This window comes from Piscinibacter sp., assembly GCF_047600445.1.
GTDB lineage: Bacteria > Pseudomonadota > Gammaproteobacteria > Burkholderiales > Burkholderiaceae_C > Piscinibacter.
Genome location: NZ_JASGKT010000002.1, coordinates 212769 through 231152 on the forward strand (window position 1 = coordinate 212769; position 18384 = coordinate 231152).

Sequence of the window (18384 nt, forward strand, 5' to 3'; positions counted from 1 at the left end):
GATGCGATGAAGTTCGTCCTGTTCGTGATCGCCGTGCTCGCGCTGGTGTGGCTGCTGCGCGGCGCGCGCCGCCGCGCCGACGCGCCACCGCCCGGGCCGCGGCGCGAAGCGCGCGACGCCGAGCCGATGGTGGCCTGCCAGTGGTGCGGCGTGCACCTGCCCCGGCACGAGGCGCTGCCCGGCCGCGGCGGCGTGTTCTGCGGAGAAGCCCATCGTGCCGAATACGAACGGCAGCACGGCGCCCGCTGAGGAGCGCCGCAGCGGCGAGCGGCGCCGCGCGCGCCGCGGGCCGACCGCCGACGAGTCGTGGTTCGGAGCCTTCGGCTCGGTGGAGGACACGCAGATCGGCAGCCAGTTCGACTCGGCCGGCGCCGCGCCCAGCGAGCCGGCGGGCGCGGCCGGCGCCGCGTCGCGCCCGAACACGGCGTCGCTCGATTCGCGCCTGTTCTCGCGCCAGGCCGAGCGCATCGTCAGCGCCGGCCAGACGGCGTTCGATCGCATCTACCGCACCTTCGTCGGCGCGCGCGCCGCGCTCGGCGTCGCGCTGGTGCTGGCGCAGGCCATCACCGGCCTGTTCGGTTCGCGGCCCTCGCTGGAGGCGGCGCTGATCAGCGTCGCCTACGGCACGCTGGCACTGGCGCTGTGGCTGCTGCCGCGCAAGGCGCCGGTGGCGCCGCAGGCGCTGGCGCGGGTGTTCGGCGCGCCGTGGTTGATGACCATCGGCGTCGACCTGCTCGCCTTCAGCGCGCTGCACGTGCTGGCCTCGGGCTCGAGCCTGAACTACGTGGCGCTGCTGGTGCTGCCGGTGCTGATGGCCGGCGTGCTGACGCCGCGTCCGCTGGCGCTGGCCACGGCGGCGGCGGTGGCACTGATGCTGCTGACCGCCGCCTGGTTCGACAGCCTGCGCGGCGGCAGCCTGACGCAGTTGCTGACGCAGGCGGCGCTGGCCGGCAGCGGTTTCTTCGTCATCACCGTGCTGGCCGGCGAGCTGGCCGGACGCCTGGCGCGCGAGGAACTGAGCGCGCGCGGCAACATGGAGATGGCGCGCCAGCAGGCGGCGCTGAACCGGCTGGTGATCGAGGAGATGCAGGACGGCATCCTGGTCGTCGACCGGCGCGGCCGCGTGCGCGCCGCCAATCCGGCGGCGCGGCGCCTGCTCGCGCCCGAGGGCATGAGCCGGCCGGCGCCGTTCCAGTTGCGCGGCATCGAGGCCTGGGCGGGGCTGGTACGCACGGTGGAGCAGGCCTTCATCGAATCGAGCTGGCCGGAGGCGGGGCGCGACGTGACGCTCGCCTTCGAGTCCGGCGCGAGCCGCACGCTGCGCGTGCGCGTGCGCTTCACGCGCCACAAGGCGGCGCAGGCGAGCGAGGATTTCTGCGTGCTGTTCCTCGAGGACGTGCGCAACATGCAGGCGCGCAGCCGCCAGGAGAAGCTCGCCGCGATGGGGCGCGTGTCGGCCGGCATCGCGCACGAGATCCGCAACCCGCTGGCGGCGATCGCGCAGGCCAACGCGCTGCTCGCCGAGGACGCGACCGAGCCGGCGCAGCGCCGCCTCACGCGCATGGTGGCCGACAACGTCGACCGCCTGAAGCGCATCGTCGACGACGTGATGGAGGTGGCGCCCGGCCTGCCGCAGGAGGCCGCCGCGATCGACGCGACCGCGATGGTGGCGGCGATCTGCAGCGACTGGGCGCGCGCCGCCGGCGTCAGGCTGGGTGAGCACAGCGTGCTGCTCGTCGAGCTGCCGCCGCAGCCGCTGGGCGTGGCCTTCGACGCCGAGCACCTGCGGCGCGTGCTGATCAACCTGCTCGACAACGCGCACCGCCACGCCAGCGGCGCGCCCGGCAGCGTGGTGCTGCGGCTCGATTCGCGCGACGACGAGCGCGCCTTCCTCAGCGTGGCCAGCGACGGCGCGCCGATCGCCGCCGACGTCGAGCCCTACCTGTTCGAGCCCTTCTTCTCGACGCGCAGCCGCGGCACAGGCCTCGGCCTGTATATTTGCCGCGAGCTGTGCGAGCGCTACGGCGCCAGCATCGACTACCGGGCCCGCCCGGGCGGCGACCCGCACCCGAACGAGTTCTTCATGGTGATGCGCCGCATGCCGCTGGCCGACACCGAAGCGCGACTGCACCTCACCTCATGACCTCGCCATCCCACTTCAGCCTGCTGGTCGTCGACGACGAGCCCGACCTGCGCACGCTCTACGAGCTGACGCTGTTGCGCGAGGGTTACGACATCGAGACCGCCGGCTCGGTGGAAGAAGCCTGGATGCACCTGAAGGACCGCACCTACAGCGCGGTGATCACCGACATGCGCCTGCCCGACGGCACCGGGCTCGAACTGCTGCAGCGCCTCGAAGAGGCCGGCCGGCGCGAGAAGACCATCGTCATCACCGCCTACGGCTCGGCGGAGAACGCGGTCGAGGCGCTCAAGGCCGGCGCCTACGACTACCTCACCAAGCCGGTCGACCTGAAGCAGTTCCGCGCCGTCGTCGCCTCGGCGCTCGGCCGCGGCGGGCCGGCGGTGCCGACCATGGACCCGTCCACGCTGCCGTCGGAGAACGGCGCGCCGCCGCAGCCGCGCGCGGCGCGGCCGCCCGCCGCGGCGCCGGCCGCGCCCGTCAGCCCGGCGCTGCGCCGCATGGCCGGCCATTCGGCGGCGATGCAGCAGGTGCGCGGGCTGGTCGAGAAGGTCGCGCGCAGCATGGCGCCGGTGCTGGTCAACGGCGAGTCGGGCACCGGCAAGGAACTGGTGGCGCGGGCCATCCACGAGATCAGCGCGCGCGCCGCGCAGCCCTTCATCGCGGTGAACTGCGGCGCCATTCCCGAGCAGTTGCTCGAGGCCGAGTTCTTCGGCTACCGCAAGGGCGCGTTCACCGGCGCGGCCGAGGACCGCGAGGGCTTCTTCCAGGCCGCCAACGGCGGCACGCTGTTCCTCGACGAGATCGGCGACCTGCCGCTGTCGATGCAGAGCAAGCTGCTGCGCGCGATCCAGGAGCGTTCGGTGCGGCCGGTCGGCGCGGTCAGCGAGCAGCCGGTCAACGTGCGCCTGCTCAGCGCGACGCACAAGGACCTCGGCGCCGAGGTGCAGGCCGGGCGCTTCCGCCAGGATCTGTTCTACCGCCTCAACGTCATCCAGATCCGCGTGCCGCCGCTGCGCGAGCGGCTCGACGACCTGGCCGAGATCGCCGAGCGCGTGCTCGAGCGCATCGCGCACGATGCCGGCGTGTCGCCGCCGCCGCGCCTGACGCGCGAGGCGCTGCAGACGCTCGCGCGCCACGCCTTCCCCGGCAACGTGCGCGAGCTGGAGAACCTGCTGCACCGCGCGGTGGCCTTGTCCGGCGGCGAGACCATAGCCGTGGCCGACCTCGGCCTGCCCGAGTCGGATCTGGCCGACGCGCTGCCGGCCGAGCGCTTCGCCGAGCCGGACGATCCGTTCGCGGCGATGGCACGCGCCGACGAGCCGCCCGCGCGCTTCCCGCCGCCGGCGAGCAGCCTGCCGCTGGAAGAGCCGCTGCCCGCCGACCTGGTGGCCCACCTCGACGAGGTCGAGCGCGACATCCTGGTGCGTGCGCTCGAACGCCATCGCTACAACCGCACCGCGGCCGGCGCGAGCCTCGGCCTGTCGCTGCGGCAGATGCGCTACCGCATGGCGCGGCTCGGGGTGAACGTCGGCAGCGACGGCATCGGCGCCGAACGCGAGTGATGGCGTGAAGCCGCGCTGGCATGCCGGCTGGTGGTCCGCCGCGCGGCGCTGCCGGTCGCCGAACTTCGGCCCGCGGCCGGCCGACGCGGCGGTCTCGCTGCTGGTGGTGCATTCGATCTCGCTGCCGCCGGGCGAGTACGGCGGCGATGAGATCGAGCACTTTTTCACGAACCGGCTCGACTGGAGCGCGCACCCGTACTTCGAGACGATCCGCGGTCTGCAGGTGTCGGCGCACTTCGTCGTGCGGCGCAGCGGCGAACTGCTGCAGTTCGTCTCGTGCGACCGGCGCGCCTGGCATGCCGGCCGCTCGGCCTGGCGTGGCCGCGCGGACTGCAACGACTACTCGATCGGGGTCGAGCTCGAAGGACTGGAAGGCGAGGCCTTCGACGCGGCGCAGTACGACACGCTGGGCGCGCTCGCGCAAGGCCTCGCGCGGCGCTACCCGATCGCCGCGGTGGTTGGCCATGAGCACATCGCGCCGGGGCGCAAGCACGATCCCGGCGCCGGTTTCGACTGGGCCGAGCTGCGCGCACGCCTGGCCGCCGAAGGCCTGGCGGCCTGGGACTTTCCCGACAGTGCAACACGACGCAACCGAGGTGCGCGGCGCTAACACGGCGCCGCACCGCGCGAGCCCAACAACGGCGCGTTTCCGCGCGATCTAGGGGGATGCGCGTACTGGGGTTGGCACGCTAGCGGTAGTGCTTGAAGCACCGTGGTACCCCAGATATAGTGTCCCGCTGTGCTATCCTTCGAACCCTTCAGAAACGCCGTGCCGCACCGTTCGACCGCTTGCAGAACCGAGGTCGAAAGGGCTTGGAGCTGGCACGCACGCCTCCCGCATTCTTTTTTTTCGGCGGCCGCTGCTGAGCGGCGGCCGGCCTTCCCGTCGCTTCGCTCATGACCACCGCCACATTGCCACCGACCACCTCAGGGGACGCCATGCAAGCCATCCATGTTCCGACTTCCACGCCGGCCGCCGGCATGCACGCCCCCGTCTCCCCGGCCGCGACGTCGGCCTACCAGGGCTACCAGATCATCCGCCGCAACGGCGCGGTGGTGGTGTTCGAGCCGAACAAGATCGCCGTCGCGCTGATGAAGGCCTTCCTGGCCGTGCACGGAACGCAGGGCGCGGCCTCGGCGAGCGTGCGCGAGACGGTCGACGGCCTGACCGAGGCGGTGGTGCGCGCGCTGCTGCGCTCGCGCCCGGGCGGCGGCACCTTCCACATCGAGGACGTGCAGGACCAGGTCGAGCTCGGCCTGATGCGCGGCGGCCACCACGAAGTGGCGCGCGCCTACGTGCTCTACCGCGAGCGTCGTGCGCAGGAGCGCGCCAAGCAGGTGCAGAAGGCGGCGCCGGTCGAGCCGGTGCTGCACGTGACCGACAACGGCCAGCGCGTGCCGCTGGACTTCGCTCGGCTGCACGCGCTGGTCGAGTCGGCCTGCGCCGGCCTGGGCGCCGACGTCAGGGCCGAGCCGGTGCTGGCCGAGACCAAGCGCAACCTGTACGACGGCGTGCCGATCGGCGAGGTGCACAAGGCCGCCATCCTGGCCGCGCGCACGCTGATCGAGAAGGATCCGGGCTACACGCGCGCCACCGCGCGGCTGCTGCTGCACACCATCCGCCGCGAGATCCTCGGCGAGGAGGTGACGCACGAGCAGATGCACACCCGCTACGCCGAATACTTCCCCGAGTTCGTGCGCAAGGGCGTGCAGGCCGAGCTGCTCGACGAGAAGCTGCTGCAGTTCGACCTCGACAGGCTGGGCGCCGCGCTGAAGGCCGACCGCGACCTGCAGTTCGACTACCTCGGCCTGCAGACGCTGTTCGACCGCTACTTCCTGCACGTCGAAGAGCGCCGCATCGAGCTGCCGCAGGCGTTCTACATGCGCGTCGCGATGGGCCTGGCGCTGGGCGAGATCGACCGCGAGGCGCGCGCCATCGAGTTCTACGAGGTGCTGTCGAGCTTCGACTTCATGAGCTCGACGCCGACGCTGTTCAACTCCGGCACGCGGCGCTCGCAACTGTCGAGCTGCTACCTGACCACGGTGTCCGACGACCTCGACGGCATCTACGAGGCGCTCAAGGAGAACGCGCTGCTGTCCAAGTTCGCCGGCGGCCTGGGCAACGACTGGACCAACGTGCGCGCGCTGGGTAGCCACATCAAGGGCACCAACGGCAAGAGCCAGGGCGTGGTGCCGTTCCTGAAGGTGGTCAACGACACCGCGGTGGCGGTCAACCAGGGCGGCAAGCGCAAGGGCGCGGTGTGCGCCTACCTGGAGAGCTGGCACCTCGACCTGGAGGAATTCCTCGAGCTGCGCAAGAACACCGGCGACGACCGCCGCCGCACGCACGACATGAACACGGCGAACTGGATTCCCGACCTGTTCATGAAGCGCGTGGTCGAGGGCGGCGACTGGACGCTGTTCTCGCCCTCCACCTGCCCCGACTTGCACGACAGGTTCGGCAAGGACTTCGAGGAGGCCTACCAGCGCTACGAAGCGAAGACGCGCAGCGGCGAGATCAAGCTGTTCAAGACGGTGCCGGCCAAGGATCTGTGGCGCAAGATGCTCTCGATGCTGTTCGAGACCGGGCACCCCTGGATCACCTTCAAGGACGCCTGCAACGTGCGCTCGCCGCAGCAGCACGTCGGCGTGGTGCATTCGAGCAATCTGTGCACCGAGATCACGCTGAACACCGGCCCGAGCGAGATCGCGGTGTGCAACCTCGGCTCGGTGAACCTGTCGCAGCACCTGAAGGACGGCGCGATCGACCAGGCCAAGCTGAAGAAGACGGTGGCCACGGCGATGCGCATGCTCGACAACGTCATCGACATCAACTACTACGCCGTCAAGAAGGCGCGCGACTCCAACCTGAAGCACCGCCCGGTGGGCCTGGGCATCATGGGCTTCCAGGACGCGCTGCACGAACTGCGCGTGCCCTACGCCTCGCAGGCGGCGGTGGAGTTCGCCGACCGCTCGATGGAGGCGGTGTGCTACCACGCCTACTGGGCCTCCACCGAACTGGCCGCCGAGCGCGGCCGCTATTCGAGCTACCGCGGCTCGCTGTGGGACCGCGGCATTCTTCCGCTCGACTCGCTGAACCTGCTCGAGGAGCAGCGCGGCGGCTACGTCGAGGTCGACCGCAGCACCGCGATGGACTGGGACGCGCTGCGCGCGCGCATCGCCGAGCACGGCATGCGCAACTCCAACTGCGTGGCGATCGCGCCGACCGCGACGATCTCCAACATCGTCGGCGTCAGCGCGTCGATCGAGCCCTCGTTCGGCAACCTGTCGGTCAAGTCCAACCTGTCGGGCGAGTTCACCGTGCTCAACGAGTACCTGGTGCGCGACCTGAAGAAGCTCGGCCTGTGGGACGACGTGATGGTCATGGACCTCAAGCACTTCGACGGCTCGCTGCGCCGCATCGACCGCGTGCCCGAGGACCTGAAGGCGCTGTATGCCACCGCCTTCGAGATCGAGACGCAGTGGCTGGTGGAGGCCGCGGCGCGGCGCCAGAAGTGGATCGACCAGGCGCAGTCGCTGAACATCTACATGGCCGGCGCCTCGGGCAAGAAGCTCGACGAGACCTACAAGCTCGCCTGGCTGCGCGGCCTGAAGACCACCTACTACCTGCGCACCATCGGCGCGACGCACGCCGAGAAGTCGACGGTGAAGGCGGGGCAGCTCAACGCGGTGGCCAGTCACGTCGACAGCGCCTCGTCGTCGGCCGCTGCGTTGTCGGTGGGTGAGCCCGCGAGCGAAGTGAAGTTCTGCTCGCTCGACGACCCGACCTGCGAGGCATGCCAGTGAGTCGTCGTGCATCGTTGTTCGATGCATGACAGCAACAACCAGTCGCGCCGGATGTCAAGAAGTGCTTGGTGTTCCGGCGCAACACTCTGATAATTGACAAGATCGGGAAGCGAACATGCTTGTCTGGGACGACGAAGTAAGACCCTCGAGATCGCAAGGCGCGCACCAACCGCAAGGTGTGCCGCAGCAGTTGCCGTCGGCGCGGCTGCAGGAGCATTCCTTCCCCGCGCCCGCCGCTCCTGCTGCAGCCGCCGGCGAGCCGGCCGCCGCGTCGGACCGCCGCGTGCGCGCCGCCGACAAGCGCATCATCAACGGCCAGACCGACGTCAACCAACTGGTGCCGTTCAAGTACAAGTGGGCCTGGGAGAAGTACCTCGCCACCTGCGCCAACCACTGGATGCCGCAGGAGATCAACATGTCGCGCGACATCGCGACCTGGAAGGATCCGAACGGCCTGACCGAAGACGAGCGCCGCATCGTCAAGCGCAACCTCGGCTTCTTCGTCACCGCCGACTCGCTGGCCGCCAACAACATCGTGCTGGGCAGCTATCGCCACATCACCGCACCCGAGTGCCGCCAGTTCCTGCTGCGCCAGGCCTTCGAGGAAGCGATCCACACGCACGCCTACCAGTACATCGTCGAGTCGCTCGGGCTCGACGAGGGCGAGATCTTCAACGCCTACCACGAGGTCGCGTCGATCCGCGACAAGGACGAGTTCCTGCTGCCCTTCATCGAGCAGATCATGGACCCGGCCTTCCACACCGGCACGCCCGAGAACGACCGCAAGCTGCTGAAGTCGCTGATCGTCTTCGCCTGCCTGATGGAAGGACTGTTCTTCTACGTCGGCTTCACGCAGATCCTCGCGCTCGGTCGGCAGAACAAGATGACCGGCGCGGCCGAGCAGTACCAGTACATCCTGCGCGACGAGTCGATGCACTGCAATTTCGGCATCGACCTGATCAACCAGATCAAGCTCGAGAACCCGCACCTGTGGACGCCGGCGTTCAAGGACGAGATCAAGGCCTTGTTCCTGAAGGCGGTCGAACTCGAGTACCGCTACGCCGAAGACACCATGCCGCGCGGCGTGCTCGGGATGAACGCCTCGATGTTCAAGGGCTACCTGCGCTACATCGCGAACCGGCGCGCGACGCAGATCGGCCTGGAGGAACTGTTCCCCAACGAGGAGAACCCGTTCCCCTGGATGAGCGAAATGATCGACCTGAAGAAGGAACGCAACTTCTTCGAGACCCGCGTGATCGAGTATCAGTCGGGTGGAGCGTTGTCCTGGGATTGATCAGCCCGGTTGCAGCCGCTCAGGTCAGTGTGCGAGAGAGATCAAGAGTCGCGAGCCGCGAATGACTGCCGAAGAAGCAGCGACGCGACTGCGCAAGGATTCATCGGATCGGGGCGTCCCTCCTGGACAAGTCCCGGACGGTGAATAGCTGCAGCGAGGCGGCCTTCGTGCCGGCCGCTGCGGTTTGTTTTCAACTTGATCAAGGAGAAATGTGATGGCAACTGCGAAGAAGGCTGCGGCCAAGAAGGCCCCGGCGAAGAAGGCCGCCGCGAAGAAGGCTCCGGCCAAGAAGGCGGCAGCGAAGAAGCCGGCCGCGAAGAAGGCTCCGGCGAAGAAGGCCGCCGCGAAGAAGGCTCCGGCCAAGAAGGCGGCAGCGAAGAAGCCGGCGGCCAAGAAGGCTCCGGCGAAGAAGGCTCCGGCCAAGAAGGCGCCCGCCAAGAAGGCCGCTGCGAAGAAGGCCCCGGCCAAGAAGGCGGCTGCCAAGAAGGCGCCGGCGAAGAAGGCCGCTGCCAAGAAGCCTGCGGCGAAAAAGCCTGCGGCCAAGAAGGCTGCGAAGAAGCCTGCGGCGAAGAAGGCCGCTGCGCCTGCTCCCGCTGCGGCTCCTCCTGCGAAGACCGCGCTGAGCCCGCAGGCCGCTTGGCCGTTCCCGACGGGCAACAAGCCCTGAGAGAAACGGCTTCGTGCCTGACGATGGGGCCCCGGAGACGGGGCCCCATTTTTCTTGCGCGCTCGTGTACGCGCGGTTCGTAGAATCGTCCCTCTCCGCTTCCTGCCGATCGCGCGAATCAAGGACCGCCATGACCGCCGCCCTCTATCAAAGCTCCCTGCATTCGCTGCCCCTGCTCGCGCGCGGCAAGGTGCGCGACAACTATGCGGTCGGCGAAGACCGGCTGCTGATGGTGGCCAGCGACCGCCTCAGCGCCTTCGACGTCGTGATGGACGAGCCCATCCCCGGCAAGGGCGAGACGCTGACAAAAATGGCGCTGTTCTGGTTCGCGAAGCTGGGTCACATCGTGCCCAACCACCTGACCGGCGAGGATCCGCAGAGCGTGGTGGCGCCCGACGAGCGCGAACAGGTGTGTGGCCGCTCGATGCTCGTCAAGCGGCTCGCGCCGCTGCCGGTGGAGGCCGTGGTGCGCGGCTACCTGGCCGGCAGCGGCTGGAAGGAATACCAGGAAAGCCAGTCGGTGTGCGGCGTCGCGCTGCCGTCGGGGCTGAAGAACGCGAGCAAGCTGCCCGAGCCCATCTTCACGCCGGCCACCAAGGCGGAACTCGGCGCTCACGACGAGAACATCAGCTTCGAGCGCATGGAAGCCATCGTCGGTGCCGAACTGGCCGCCAAGGTGCGCGACGTCTCCCTTCGCCTCTACAAGGAGGCGGCCGACTATGCCCTGGAGCGCGGCATCATCATCGCCGACACCAAGTTCGAGTTCGGACTCGACAAGGACGGCACGCTGACGCTGATGGACGAGGTGCTGACGCCGGACTCGTCGCGCTTCTGGCCGGTGGAGGGGTATGCCGAAGGTGGCAACCCGCCGAGCTACGACAAGCAGTTCGTGCGCGACTGGCTGGAGAGCGTGCGCATCGACGGCAAGCCTTGGGGGAAGACAGCGCCGGCGCCGACGTTGGACCCTGCAATCGTCGAAAAGACTGCATCGAAATATGGAGACGCACTGAAAAGAATCGAGGGCTGAGCCGTGAAGTCAAGATACATCACATCCCTTGAAGCCAAGCGCGTGTCTTTGAGTTCACCGATCGAGGTGACTCTGCTGGACTTGGATGCTGCTGGGTATTTAGCAAGAAAGGGATTCAGCCAAGAAGCTGAGGCGATCACGAGCAGCGTTCGCTCACAAGAAAGACCACTCAGCAGCTCCCGTGTTCTCGCAAAGCTGAACTTTGTTGAGGGCCTCTTGAGTCACTGCGCGGGGCTTGATGAGGATGCGCTTGTCAAGTGGCGTAGAGCAACTGCGATTGCTTCCGCGGAGGATTGCGTTGACATACTGACCACTGTCGCTGGGTGGATGGCATTTCTGCACTACACCACCGGTCGATTCGAGTCTATGGCGAAGGAGTTGGGTCGATGCCTTGAATATCGTCGATCGAATCCAGAAAGTGGATCGCTAACACCTAGAGCTACGATGGTGGTGGCACTTGTGCTTCACACTTGTCGGAGAACACAAGAGGCTCTGACTTGGTACGAAGACTCGCGAAGAAGAATTCTCTCCGTTGGGGATGACGTAGAACTAGCCGCCCTAGTACACAACATGGCTTGGATACGCGTCTACAACCACAGGAATGCGAAACTTCGACGTGAGGACGTGCCTCCATCTGAAGCCAGCGTGTTAAGAGCCAGTTCCGAGGCAGTACAAAGCTACGAAGAATTAGTTGGGCTCGCTAGTTTCCCTGCAATGACCCCATTGCTCCAAGCGCAGAACTTTATCCTGAGCGAGGACTTCTCTGTTGCACTCTCGATTTTGGATGAATATGCGAAACATGTTCGACAACAAGGGCTGGGTCGCCTGGCTCCCAACTTCAATGCCGATCGAGCGTACTGTTTGGCGAGACTTGGAAAATTAGAGAATGCCGCTCAGAGTCTTGAATCTATAGAGCAGAGTGTCGATGCAACTGTTCATGTAGATGACCTAGCAGTCCTTTATTCGCGACTCCGTGATTGTGCCGAACTGACCAATCTTGAAGAGATGCGAGCTAGGTACGATGATGAGGCTTGGAAGAATTGGAAAGAATTTGATTCGCTAGCAGACGAGCTACTTCTAGGAATCAAAGGATTTCTTTGCGAAGATCCGCAACAAGGTGATTCTGCGCCCCAGACGTAGCGATCTTTCTGCTGCCAACACGGTTGCCGAGAGCTGCGCTCGCAGTTGAATCCCATCCTCTGCTGAGCCCCCACAACACCCCCGCCCTGAACGCATCCCCACACCCCGTCGGATCCACCACCGACTCGGCCTTCACGCCGGGAACGTGCGAGCGCTTTCCCTTCTCCCACACATCGCAACCATCGGCGCCCAGGGTCACGATCACGCCCTTCAGGTGCGAGTCCGAGAGCGATTCCAGCGTCAGCCCGGTGCGCTCGCACAGCATGCGTGCCTCGTAGTCGTTCAACGCCACCCAGCTCGCCTTGGCGATGAAGTCCTTCAGTTCGGCGCCGCTGAACATCGGCAGGCCCTGGCCGGGGTCGAAGATGAACGGGATGCCGGTGTCGGCGAGCTGCTGCGCGTGCTGGAGCATCGCGTCGCGGCCGTCGGGCGCGACGATGGCCAGTTCGATGTCGTTGCGCCTGGGCACCGCGGTGAGGTGCGCCTGCTGCATCGCGCCCGGGTGGAAGGCGGTGATCTGGTTGTTGTCCTGGTCCGTGATGATGATCGCCTGCGCGGTGTAGCTGTCTTCGATCACGCGCACGAACTCCGTGCTGGCGCCCCAGTTGCGGATGCGCGCCAGGTAGTCCTGCCCGTCGCTGCCGAGCGTGGCCAGGATCAGCGGCTCGGCGCCGAGCTGCGCGAGCGAGTAGGCGATGTTGCCGGCGCAGCCGCCGAACTCGCGGCGCAGGCTCGGCACCAGGAACGACACGTTCAGGATGTGCACCTGGTCGGGCAGGATCTGCTCGGCGAAACGCCCGGGAAAGGTGGTGATGGTGTCGAAGGCGAGCGAGCCGCAGACCAGGATCGGCATGGTGTCTCCGGAAGAGGGTTCAGGGGTAGAAGATCTCGACGGTGTAGCCCGTCACGCGCAGCGCGCCGGTGGCGAGCATGGCTTGCAGCGTCGTCTCCGCGCCCGGGCCGATCTGGCGCGCCGGCGCGTGCAGTTCCTGCGGGCCGAGCGTGCGGCGCGCCAGCAGCTCGCCGCTCGCATCGGTCAGCGTCAGCTCGATCCACGGCAGCGCGGCGACCGTCGGCGCGCGGTTGCGCAGCACGACGTTGAAGCGGAAGGCGTCGCCTGATGCCGTCTTGGCCAGCGCGGTGCTCTCGACCACGATGTCTTCGATGCGGCGCGGCGCCTCGATGGTGCAGCCGGCCCAGCCGCACCACGTGGCGAGCGCCGGCGCGATGGCCGGCACGCGCGCGGCGAGCGCGTCGCGGAAGTGGTGCGCGCCTTGCAGCGCGAGCGCGCCCAGCAGCAGCAGCGCGAGCGCGAACAGCGCCTTGCGCGTGCCCGACGACTGCCAGCGCGCCTCGCGCTCGGCGGCGCGCACGAAGGCGGGCGCGTCGTCGGCTTCCGCGGCGGGCTCGCGGGCGGCCACGGTGCGCTCCGGCGCGGCTTCGGCGCCGTCGAGCGCGTCCAGCGGCAGGTCGGTGTCGAAGCGCGCGTCGGCGAAGTCCGGGCCGCGGCCGCGGTCCGAGGCGCCCAGGCCGGTCAGCGCGCCGAAGCCGGTGCGGCGCGCGGTGCTGCCGAACAGTTGCTCGTCGATCTTGTCGACCAGTTCGGGGTCGGGCAGTTCTTCGAGGTCGTGCTCGTCGGGTGCCGGCACGGGCAGCATCTGCTTGGATTCCGACCACTCGGGCGGCGAGTCGCGCTCCAGGTCGAACAGGCCTTCGAGCGCGTTGAAGACCTCGTTGCAGCGGCCGCAGCGCACCCAGCCTTCCGAGACCTTCAACTGGTCCTGCACCACGCGGAAGACGGTTCCGCAGGAGGTGCATCGGGTGGCCAGGCTCATGCGGCGATCATGCCATTTCGCCGGTCATCAGCACCCAGCCTTCGTCGCGGTCGGCCACCCGCAGCGCGAGCCAGGGGGCGTAGGCCGCCGTCAGCTCGTCGGCCTGGCGCTCCAGGATGCCGGCCAGCACCAGATGCCCGCCGGGCGCGACGTGCGCGGCCAGCAGCGGCGCGAGCAGCTTCAGCGGCGTGGCCAGGATGTTGGCGAACACCAGCGGGTAGCGGCCCTGCGCCCGCTCGGGCAGGCCGGCCACCAGCGTGACGCCGTTGCGCAGCGCGTTGGCGCGCGTGGCCTCGACGGCGGCTGGGTCGATGTCCACCGCGTCGATGGACGTGGCGCCGTGCAGCGCCGCGCCGATCGCGAGGATGCCCGAGCCGCAGCCGTAGTCGAGCACGCGGCTCCAGCGCGGCGCGAGCGCGGCGGCCTGCAATGCCGTCCAGCGCAGGCACATGCGCGTGGTCGGGTGCGTGCCGGTGCCGAAGGCGAGGCCGGGGTCGAGGCGGATCACGCGCCGCGCGCCGGCCGGCACCTCGTGCCAGCTCGGCACGATCCAGAAACCCGGCGCGATCTCCACCGGCGCGAACTGCGACTGCGTGAGCCGCACCCAGTCCTGCTCCTCCACGGGGCGCATCGAGACCAGGGCCAGGCCCTTCGCCCAGTCCTGCGCGAGCAGCAGCGTGCCGGCCTCGGTGGCCGCCTGTTCGCTGTCGAACAGCGCGACGATGCGCGAGCGCTTCCAGCCGCCGGCCGGCGCCGCCATGCCCGGCTCGCCGAACAGCGCCTGCTCGGCCTCGGTGTCGGCGTCCGCGTCCTCGACCGAGGCGGACAGCGCGCCGAGCTCGTCGATCAGCGCATCGGTGACCGGCTCGACCGCGTCCTCGGGCGCGAGCAGCAGCAGTTCGATCATCGCGGCGTGCTCAGCGCTTGTGCTCGGCCATCCAGCCTTCGAGGTAGTGGATGCTGGTGCCGCCCTCGATGAACTTGGCGTCCACCATCAGCTCGCGGTGCAGCGGGATGTTGGTCTGGATGCCCTCGACCACCATCTCCGACAGCGCGATGCGCATGCGCGCCAGCGCCTGGTCGCGCGTGTCGCCGTGCACGATGATCTTGCCGATCATCGAGTCGTAGTGGGGCGGCACGAAGTAGTTGGTGTAGGCGTGCGAGTCGACGCGCACGCCCGGCCCGCCCGGCGCGTGCCAGGTGGTGATGCGTCCGGGCGAGGGGATGAACTTGTAGGCGTCCTCGGCGTTGATGCGGCACTCGATCGCATGGCCGCGCATCTGGATGGCGCGCTGCGCGAAGGGCAGCTTCTCGCCGGCGGCGACGCGGATCTGCATCTGCACGATGTCGATGCCGGTCACCAGTTCCGTCACCGGGTGCTCCACCTGCACGCGCGTGTTCATCTCGATGAAGTAGAACTCGCCGTCCTGGTACAGGAACTCGAAGGTGCCGGCGCCGCGGTAGCCGATCTTCTTGCAGGCGGCGGCGCAGCGGTCGCCGATGCGCTCGATCACGCGGCGCGGGATGCCCGGCGCGGGCGCCTCCTCGATGATCTTCTGGTGGCGGCGCTGCATCGAGCAGTCGCGCTCGCCCAGCCAGACGGCGTTCTTGTGCTGGTCGGCCAGCACCTGGATCTCGACGTGGCGCGGCCGTTCTAGGAACTTCTCCATGTACACGGCCGGGTTGCCGAAGGCCGCGCCGGCCTCGCCGCGCGTGGTCTGCACGGCGTGGATCAGCGCCGCCTCGGTGTGCACCACGCGCATGCCGCGCCCGCCGCCGCCGCCGGCCGCCTTGATGATCACCGGGTAGCCGATGCCGCGCGCGATGCGGATGATCTCCTTCGGGTCTTCCGGCAGCGCGCCTTCCGAGCCCGGCACGCAGGGCACGCCCGACTTGATCATCGCCTGCTTGGCCGAGACCTTGTCGCCCATCAGCCGGATCGACTCGGGCGTCGGGCCGATGAAGGCGAAGCCGCTGCGTTCGACGCGCTCGGCGAAGTCGGCGTTCTCCGACAGGAAGCCGTAGCCGGGGTGGATGGCCTCGGCGTCGGTGACCTCGGCGGTCGAGATGATCGCCGGCATGTTGAGGTAGCTCTGCGCCGAGGGCGCCGGGCCGATGCACACCGCCTCGTCGGCCAGCTTGACGTACTTGGCGTCGCGGTCGGCCTCGGAATACACCACCACCGACTTGATGCCCATCTCGCGGCAGGCGCGCTGGACGCGCAACGCGATTTCGCCCCGATTGGCGATGAGGATTTTCTTGAACATCGGGCGACTGGCTATTCGACGACGAACAGCGGTTGACCGAATTCGACCGCCTGGCCGTTTTCGCACAGGATCTTGGTGATCTTGCCGGCCTGGTCGGCTTCGATCTCGTTCATGATCTTCATCGCCTCGATGATGCAGACCGGCTCGCCCTCCTTGACCTCGGCGCCGAGTTCGACGAAGGCCTTGCCGCCCGGGCTGGACGAGCGGTAGAAGGTTCCGACCATCGGCGACTTGATCACGTGGCCGGTTTCGGCTGCCGGTGCGGCCTCGGCGGCCGGTGCCGGCGCGGCAACGGCCGCAGCGGCGGCCACCGGCGCGGCGACGGGCGCCGCCACATGCATCACCGTGGCCGGCGCGACGGCCGCCGCAGGCTCCGACTTGACGATGCGGACCTTGCCGTCGGCCTCGGTGATTTCGAGTTCCGAGATGTTCGATTCCGACACGAGGTCGATCAGTGTCTTGAGCTTGCGAAGGTCCATGAGCTCTCCAACGGTTGTCTTGTAGTCGCGATCGTGCGCCGAAAAGGTGGCTACTGATTGGATCTGACGCAGTCCGATCGTTTATTCAGGATGTCGCGCAGCGCCGCTCGAGGCTGGATTCCTGGGGATGCCGAGACTGGGTTCGCCGCACGAAGACTGCGACTTTACGCGCTTTGACGCAATTTGCGAGCAATTGACAAGTGGCGGCTTTGGTGCTTGAGAAGTGCGACGGAAGTCACACGGTCACACGATCGCCGCTGCCCAGGCCTCCACCTCGGCCGGCTTGAGCGCGCCGAGCTTGCGCGAGCGCAGGCGGCCGTCGCTGCCCAGCACCACGGTGAACGGCAGCCCGCCTTGCGCATTGCCCAGCGCCCGGCCGAACTCGACGCCGTCCAGTCCCGCCAGGCCGACCGGCAGCGCCAGCGGGCGCTTGCGCAGGAACTCGCGCACCGGCGTCGGCCCGTCGACCGCCAGCGCCAGCACCGACCAGCCGCGCGGCTGCTGCTCGCGCTGGAAGCGCTCCAGCAGCGGCAGCTCGGTGATGCAGGGCGGGCACCAGGTGGCCCAGAAGTTCAGCACCAGCGGCTTGCCGCGATAGTCAGCAAGCGCCAACTCACCACCTTCCGGACGCTCGAAACGGCTTTCCCAGAAGCCAGCGGGCAGCGGCACGTCCTGCGGGTGCAGCCGCCACCAGGCCACGCCGACGCCCGCGGCAGCGGCCGTCAAGGCGGCCGCGCTGCCGATCACGAGTTCGCGCCGCTTCATGCCGCCGCCAGCATGCGGCGCAGTGCCGCCAGATCGCCGCAGTTCGTCTGGCCGCGCGCATCGGGCTTCAGCGCGCCGCGCAGGTCGTCGAGGTCGAGCACGCTCAGGTGCACGCCGACCGGCGCGCCCCGTTCGCGGCCGGTGTCGGCCACGGTCAGCACGTCGATGCTCTGCCCGCGCGGGCCGGGGCGGCTGCCCACGTCGTAGGGCACGCGCTGGTCGAGCAGGAAGATCTCGGCCTGCTTGGGGTCGTCGCAATAGAGCTGCAGGTGCACGTCGGACAGCCGCGTCGCCGTGCCGCGCCACACCGCGCCGGCCAGGTGCGGGCGCAGCGGCGCGAGGCGTTCCATCCACCGCGCGGCCAGCTCGCGCAGCGCGCGCAGCTCGGCCGGCTGGGTGTCGGCGCAGAACAGTTGCAGGTAGGCGCGCACCTCGTCTTCCACCGCCTCGTTGCCCGGCATCTCGGCCGCGCGCACGCTGTGCCGCCCCAGCACGCGCGCCGCCTTGCGCTTGGCCGGGCCGTATTCCATGCCTTCTTCCACCACCAGCCGGGCGGCGGCGGCGGCGATCTCCTCGGTCAGCGTAGCGGCCATGAACGTCATTCTAGGAAGCGCGCCCGCGCCGCGTCAGGGCGGGTCGACCGCGCCCATGCGCGCGACGATGGTGCCGGCGCGCCCGACCACGTAGGCCGAGTTCGGCCGTTTCTCGAAGCGCTTGGGCGCCGGCAGCATCACCGCCAGCCGCGCCGCCTGCACCGCGCCCAGCGAGGCGGCCGGCACGCGGAAGTAGTGGCGCGCGGCGGCCTCGGCGCCGAACAGGCCTTCGCCCCACTCGACGCTGTTCAGGTAGATCTCCAGGATGCGCCGCTTGCCCAGCAGCGTCTCGAGCATCAGCGTGATGGCAAATTCCTGGCCCTTGCGCGCCAGGCTGCGCTCGCTGCCGAGGAAGAGGTTCTTGGCGAGCTGCTGCGTGATCGTCGAGCCGCCCACCACCCTGGCCTCGCGCGGCGCGGCCTTCGTTCCCTTGCGCTCGATCCGCGCGTTCAGGCGCTGGGCGCGCTCCTCGGCGCGCTGGTTGCGTTCCCAGGCGCGCTCGATCGCATCCCAGTCGACGCCGGAATGCTCGGTGAAGTCGGCGTCCTCCGAGGCGATCACCGCGCGCTTCAGGTGCGGCGAGATGCGCTCGTAGTCCACCCACTGCTGCGCCCACAGGATCTGGTGCTTCTCGACCAGGAGCCGCCACGCCTCGGAGCGCTGGAAGGTGGTGGACTGCGGATCGACCACCGCCATCAGCGCGATGCGCGCGGCGAAGTAGAGCTGCAAGGCGAGCACCGACAGCACGAACAGCGCGAGCAGGCGCCCGAACGAGCGGCCCAGCGAGCGCAGCAACGCAGCCATC

At 68.6% G+C, this 18384-nt stretch carries 17 protein-coding genes; 9 read left to right on the forward strand and 8 right to left on the reverse strand.

The genetic code is table 11. The features are described 5' to 3' along the window. The first annotated feature begins 6 nt into the window (after positions 1–6). The 9 genes from QM792_RS05010 (at position 7) to QM792_RS05050 (ending at position 11640) form a co-directional block, all read left to right on the forward strand. The gene (locus QM792_RS05010; RefSeq protein WP_415148168.1) at positions 7–249 is read left to right on the forward strand and encodes a PP0621 family protein; all 243 of its coding nucleotides are present in this window, start codon (positions 7–9) and stop codon (positions 247–249) included. Next, complete coding sequence (locus QM792_RS05015; RefSeq protein WP_415148169.1) at positions 215–2143, forward strand: two-component system sensor histidine kinase NtrB; 1929 nt, start codon at positions 215–217, stop codon at positions 2141–2143. The genes QM792_RS05010 and QM792_RS05015 overlap by 35 nt, the downstream gene beginning before the upstream one ends. Continuing rightward, on the forward strand, positions 2140–3705 hold the full coding sequence (locus QM792_RS05020; protein ID WP_415148170.1) for a sigma-54-dependent transcriptional regulator: 1566 nt from the start codon (positions 2140–2142) through the stop codon (positions 3703–3705). Before QM792_RS05015 ends, QM792_RS05020 begins: the two co-directional genes overlap by 4 nt. Positions 3706–3709: 4 nt before the next feature. Further along, entirely contained in the window at positions 3710–4315 is a 606-nt protein-coding gene (gene ampD, locus QM792_RS05025) for a 1,6-anhydro-N-acetylmuramyl-L-alanine amidase AmpD (protein ID WP_415148171.1), read from the forward strand. Positions 4316–4686: 371 nt separating this feature from the next. Continuing rightward, positions 4687–7512: a ribonucleoside-diphosphate reductase subunit alpha gene (locus QM792_RS05030; protein WP_415151583.1), complete on the forward strand. Its 2826-nt coding sequence runs from the start codon at positions 4687–4689 to the stop codon at positions 7510–7512. 115 nt (positions 7513–7627) lie between these two features. Continuing rightward, a complete protein-coding gene (locus QM792_RS05035) occupies positions 7628–8806 on the forward strand; it encodes a ribonucleotide-diphosphate reductase subunit beta (RefSeq protein WP_415148172.1) in 1179 nt (392 codons plus the stop codon). Positions 8807–9020: 214 nt separating this feature from the next. Then, complete coding sequence (locus QM792_RS05040; RefSeq protein WP_415148173.1) at positions 9021–9473, forward strand: histone H1-like DNA-binding protein; 453 nt, start codon at positions 9021–9023, stop codon at positions 9471–9473. 130 nt (positions 9474–9603) lie between these two features. Then, a complete protein-coding gene (locus tag QM792_RS05045) occupies positions 9604–10500 on the forward strand; it encodes a phosphoribosylaminoimidazolesuccinocarboxamide synthase (protein ID WP_415148175.1) in 897 nt (298 codons plus the stop codon). Positions 10501–11214: 714 nt separating this feature from the next. Continuing rightward, positions 11215–11640 (forward strand): hypothetical protein, encoded by a 426-nt coding sequence (locus tag QM792_RS05050; protein ID WP_415148177.1) that lies wholly within the window; start codon positions 11215–11217, stop codon positions 11638–11640. Here QM792_RS05050 and QM792_RS05055 read toward each other — a convergent pair. The 8 genes from QM792_RS05055 to QM792_RS05090 form a co-directional block, all read right to left on the reverse strand. Further along, the gene (locus tag QM792_RS05055; protein WP_415148179.1) at positions 11585–12493 is read right to left on the reverse strand and encodes a carbohydrate kinase family protein; all 909 of its coding nucleotides are present in this window, start codon (positions 12491–12493) and stop codon (positions 11585–11587) included. The genes QM792_RS05050 and QM792_RS05055 overlap by 56 nt on opposite strands. Before the next feature lie 19 nt (positions 12494–12512). After that, entirely contained in the window at positions 12513–13475 is a 963-nt protein-coding gene (locus tag QM792_RS05060; protein ID WP_415148181.1) for a zinc-ribbon and DUF3426 domain-containing protein, read from the reverse strand. Between the two features lie 7 nt (positions 13476–13482). Continuing rightward, positions 13483–14382, reverse strand: a complete 900-nt coding sequence (gene prmA, locus QM792_RS05065; RefSeq protein WP_415148183.1) for a 50S ribosomal protein L11 methyltransferase — start codon at positions 14380–14382, stop codon at positions 13483–13485. A 10-nt stretch (positions 14383–14392) separates the two neighbouring features. Continuing rightward, positions 14393–15742 carry an acetyl-CoA carboxylase biotin carboxylase subunit gene (accC, locus tag QM792_RS05070; protein WP_415148184.1) on the reverse strand — a complete coding sequence of 450 codons (1350 nt, stop codon included), beginning with the start codon at positions 15740–15742 and terminating at the stop codon, positions 14393–14395. Between the two features lie 11 nt (positions 15743–15753). Next, positions 15754–16221, reverse strand: a complete 468-nt coding sequence (gene accB, locus QM792_RS05075) for an acetyl-CoA carboxylase biotin carboxyl carrier protein (protein WP_415148185.1) — start codon at positions 16219–16221, stop codon at positions 15754–15756. A gap of 243 nt (positions 16222–16464) precedes the next feature. Next, on the reverse strand, positions 16465–16986 hold the full coding sequence (locus QM792_RS05080) for a TlpA disulfide reductase family protein (protein ID WP_415148186.1): 522 nt from the start codon (positions 16984–16986) through the stop codon (positions 16465–16467). Then, entirely contained in the window at positions 16983–17579 is a 597-nt protein-coding gene (locus QM792_RS05085) for a hypothetical protein (RefSeq protein WP_415148187.1), read from the reverse strand. Before QM792_RS05085 ends, QM792_RS05080 begins: the two co-directional genes overlap by 4 nt. A gap of 33 nt (positions 17580–17612) precedes the next feature. After that, positions 17613–18383 carry a transglycosylase domain-containing protein gene (locus tag QM792_RS05090; RefSeq protein WP_415148188.1) on the reverse strand — a complete coding sequence of 257 codons (771 nt, stop codon included), beginning with the start codon at positions 18381–18383 and terminating at the stop codon, positions 17613–17615. Position 18384: the final 1 nt, after the last annotated feature.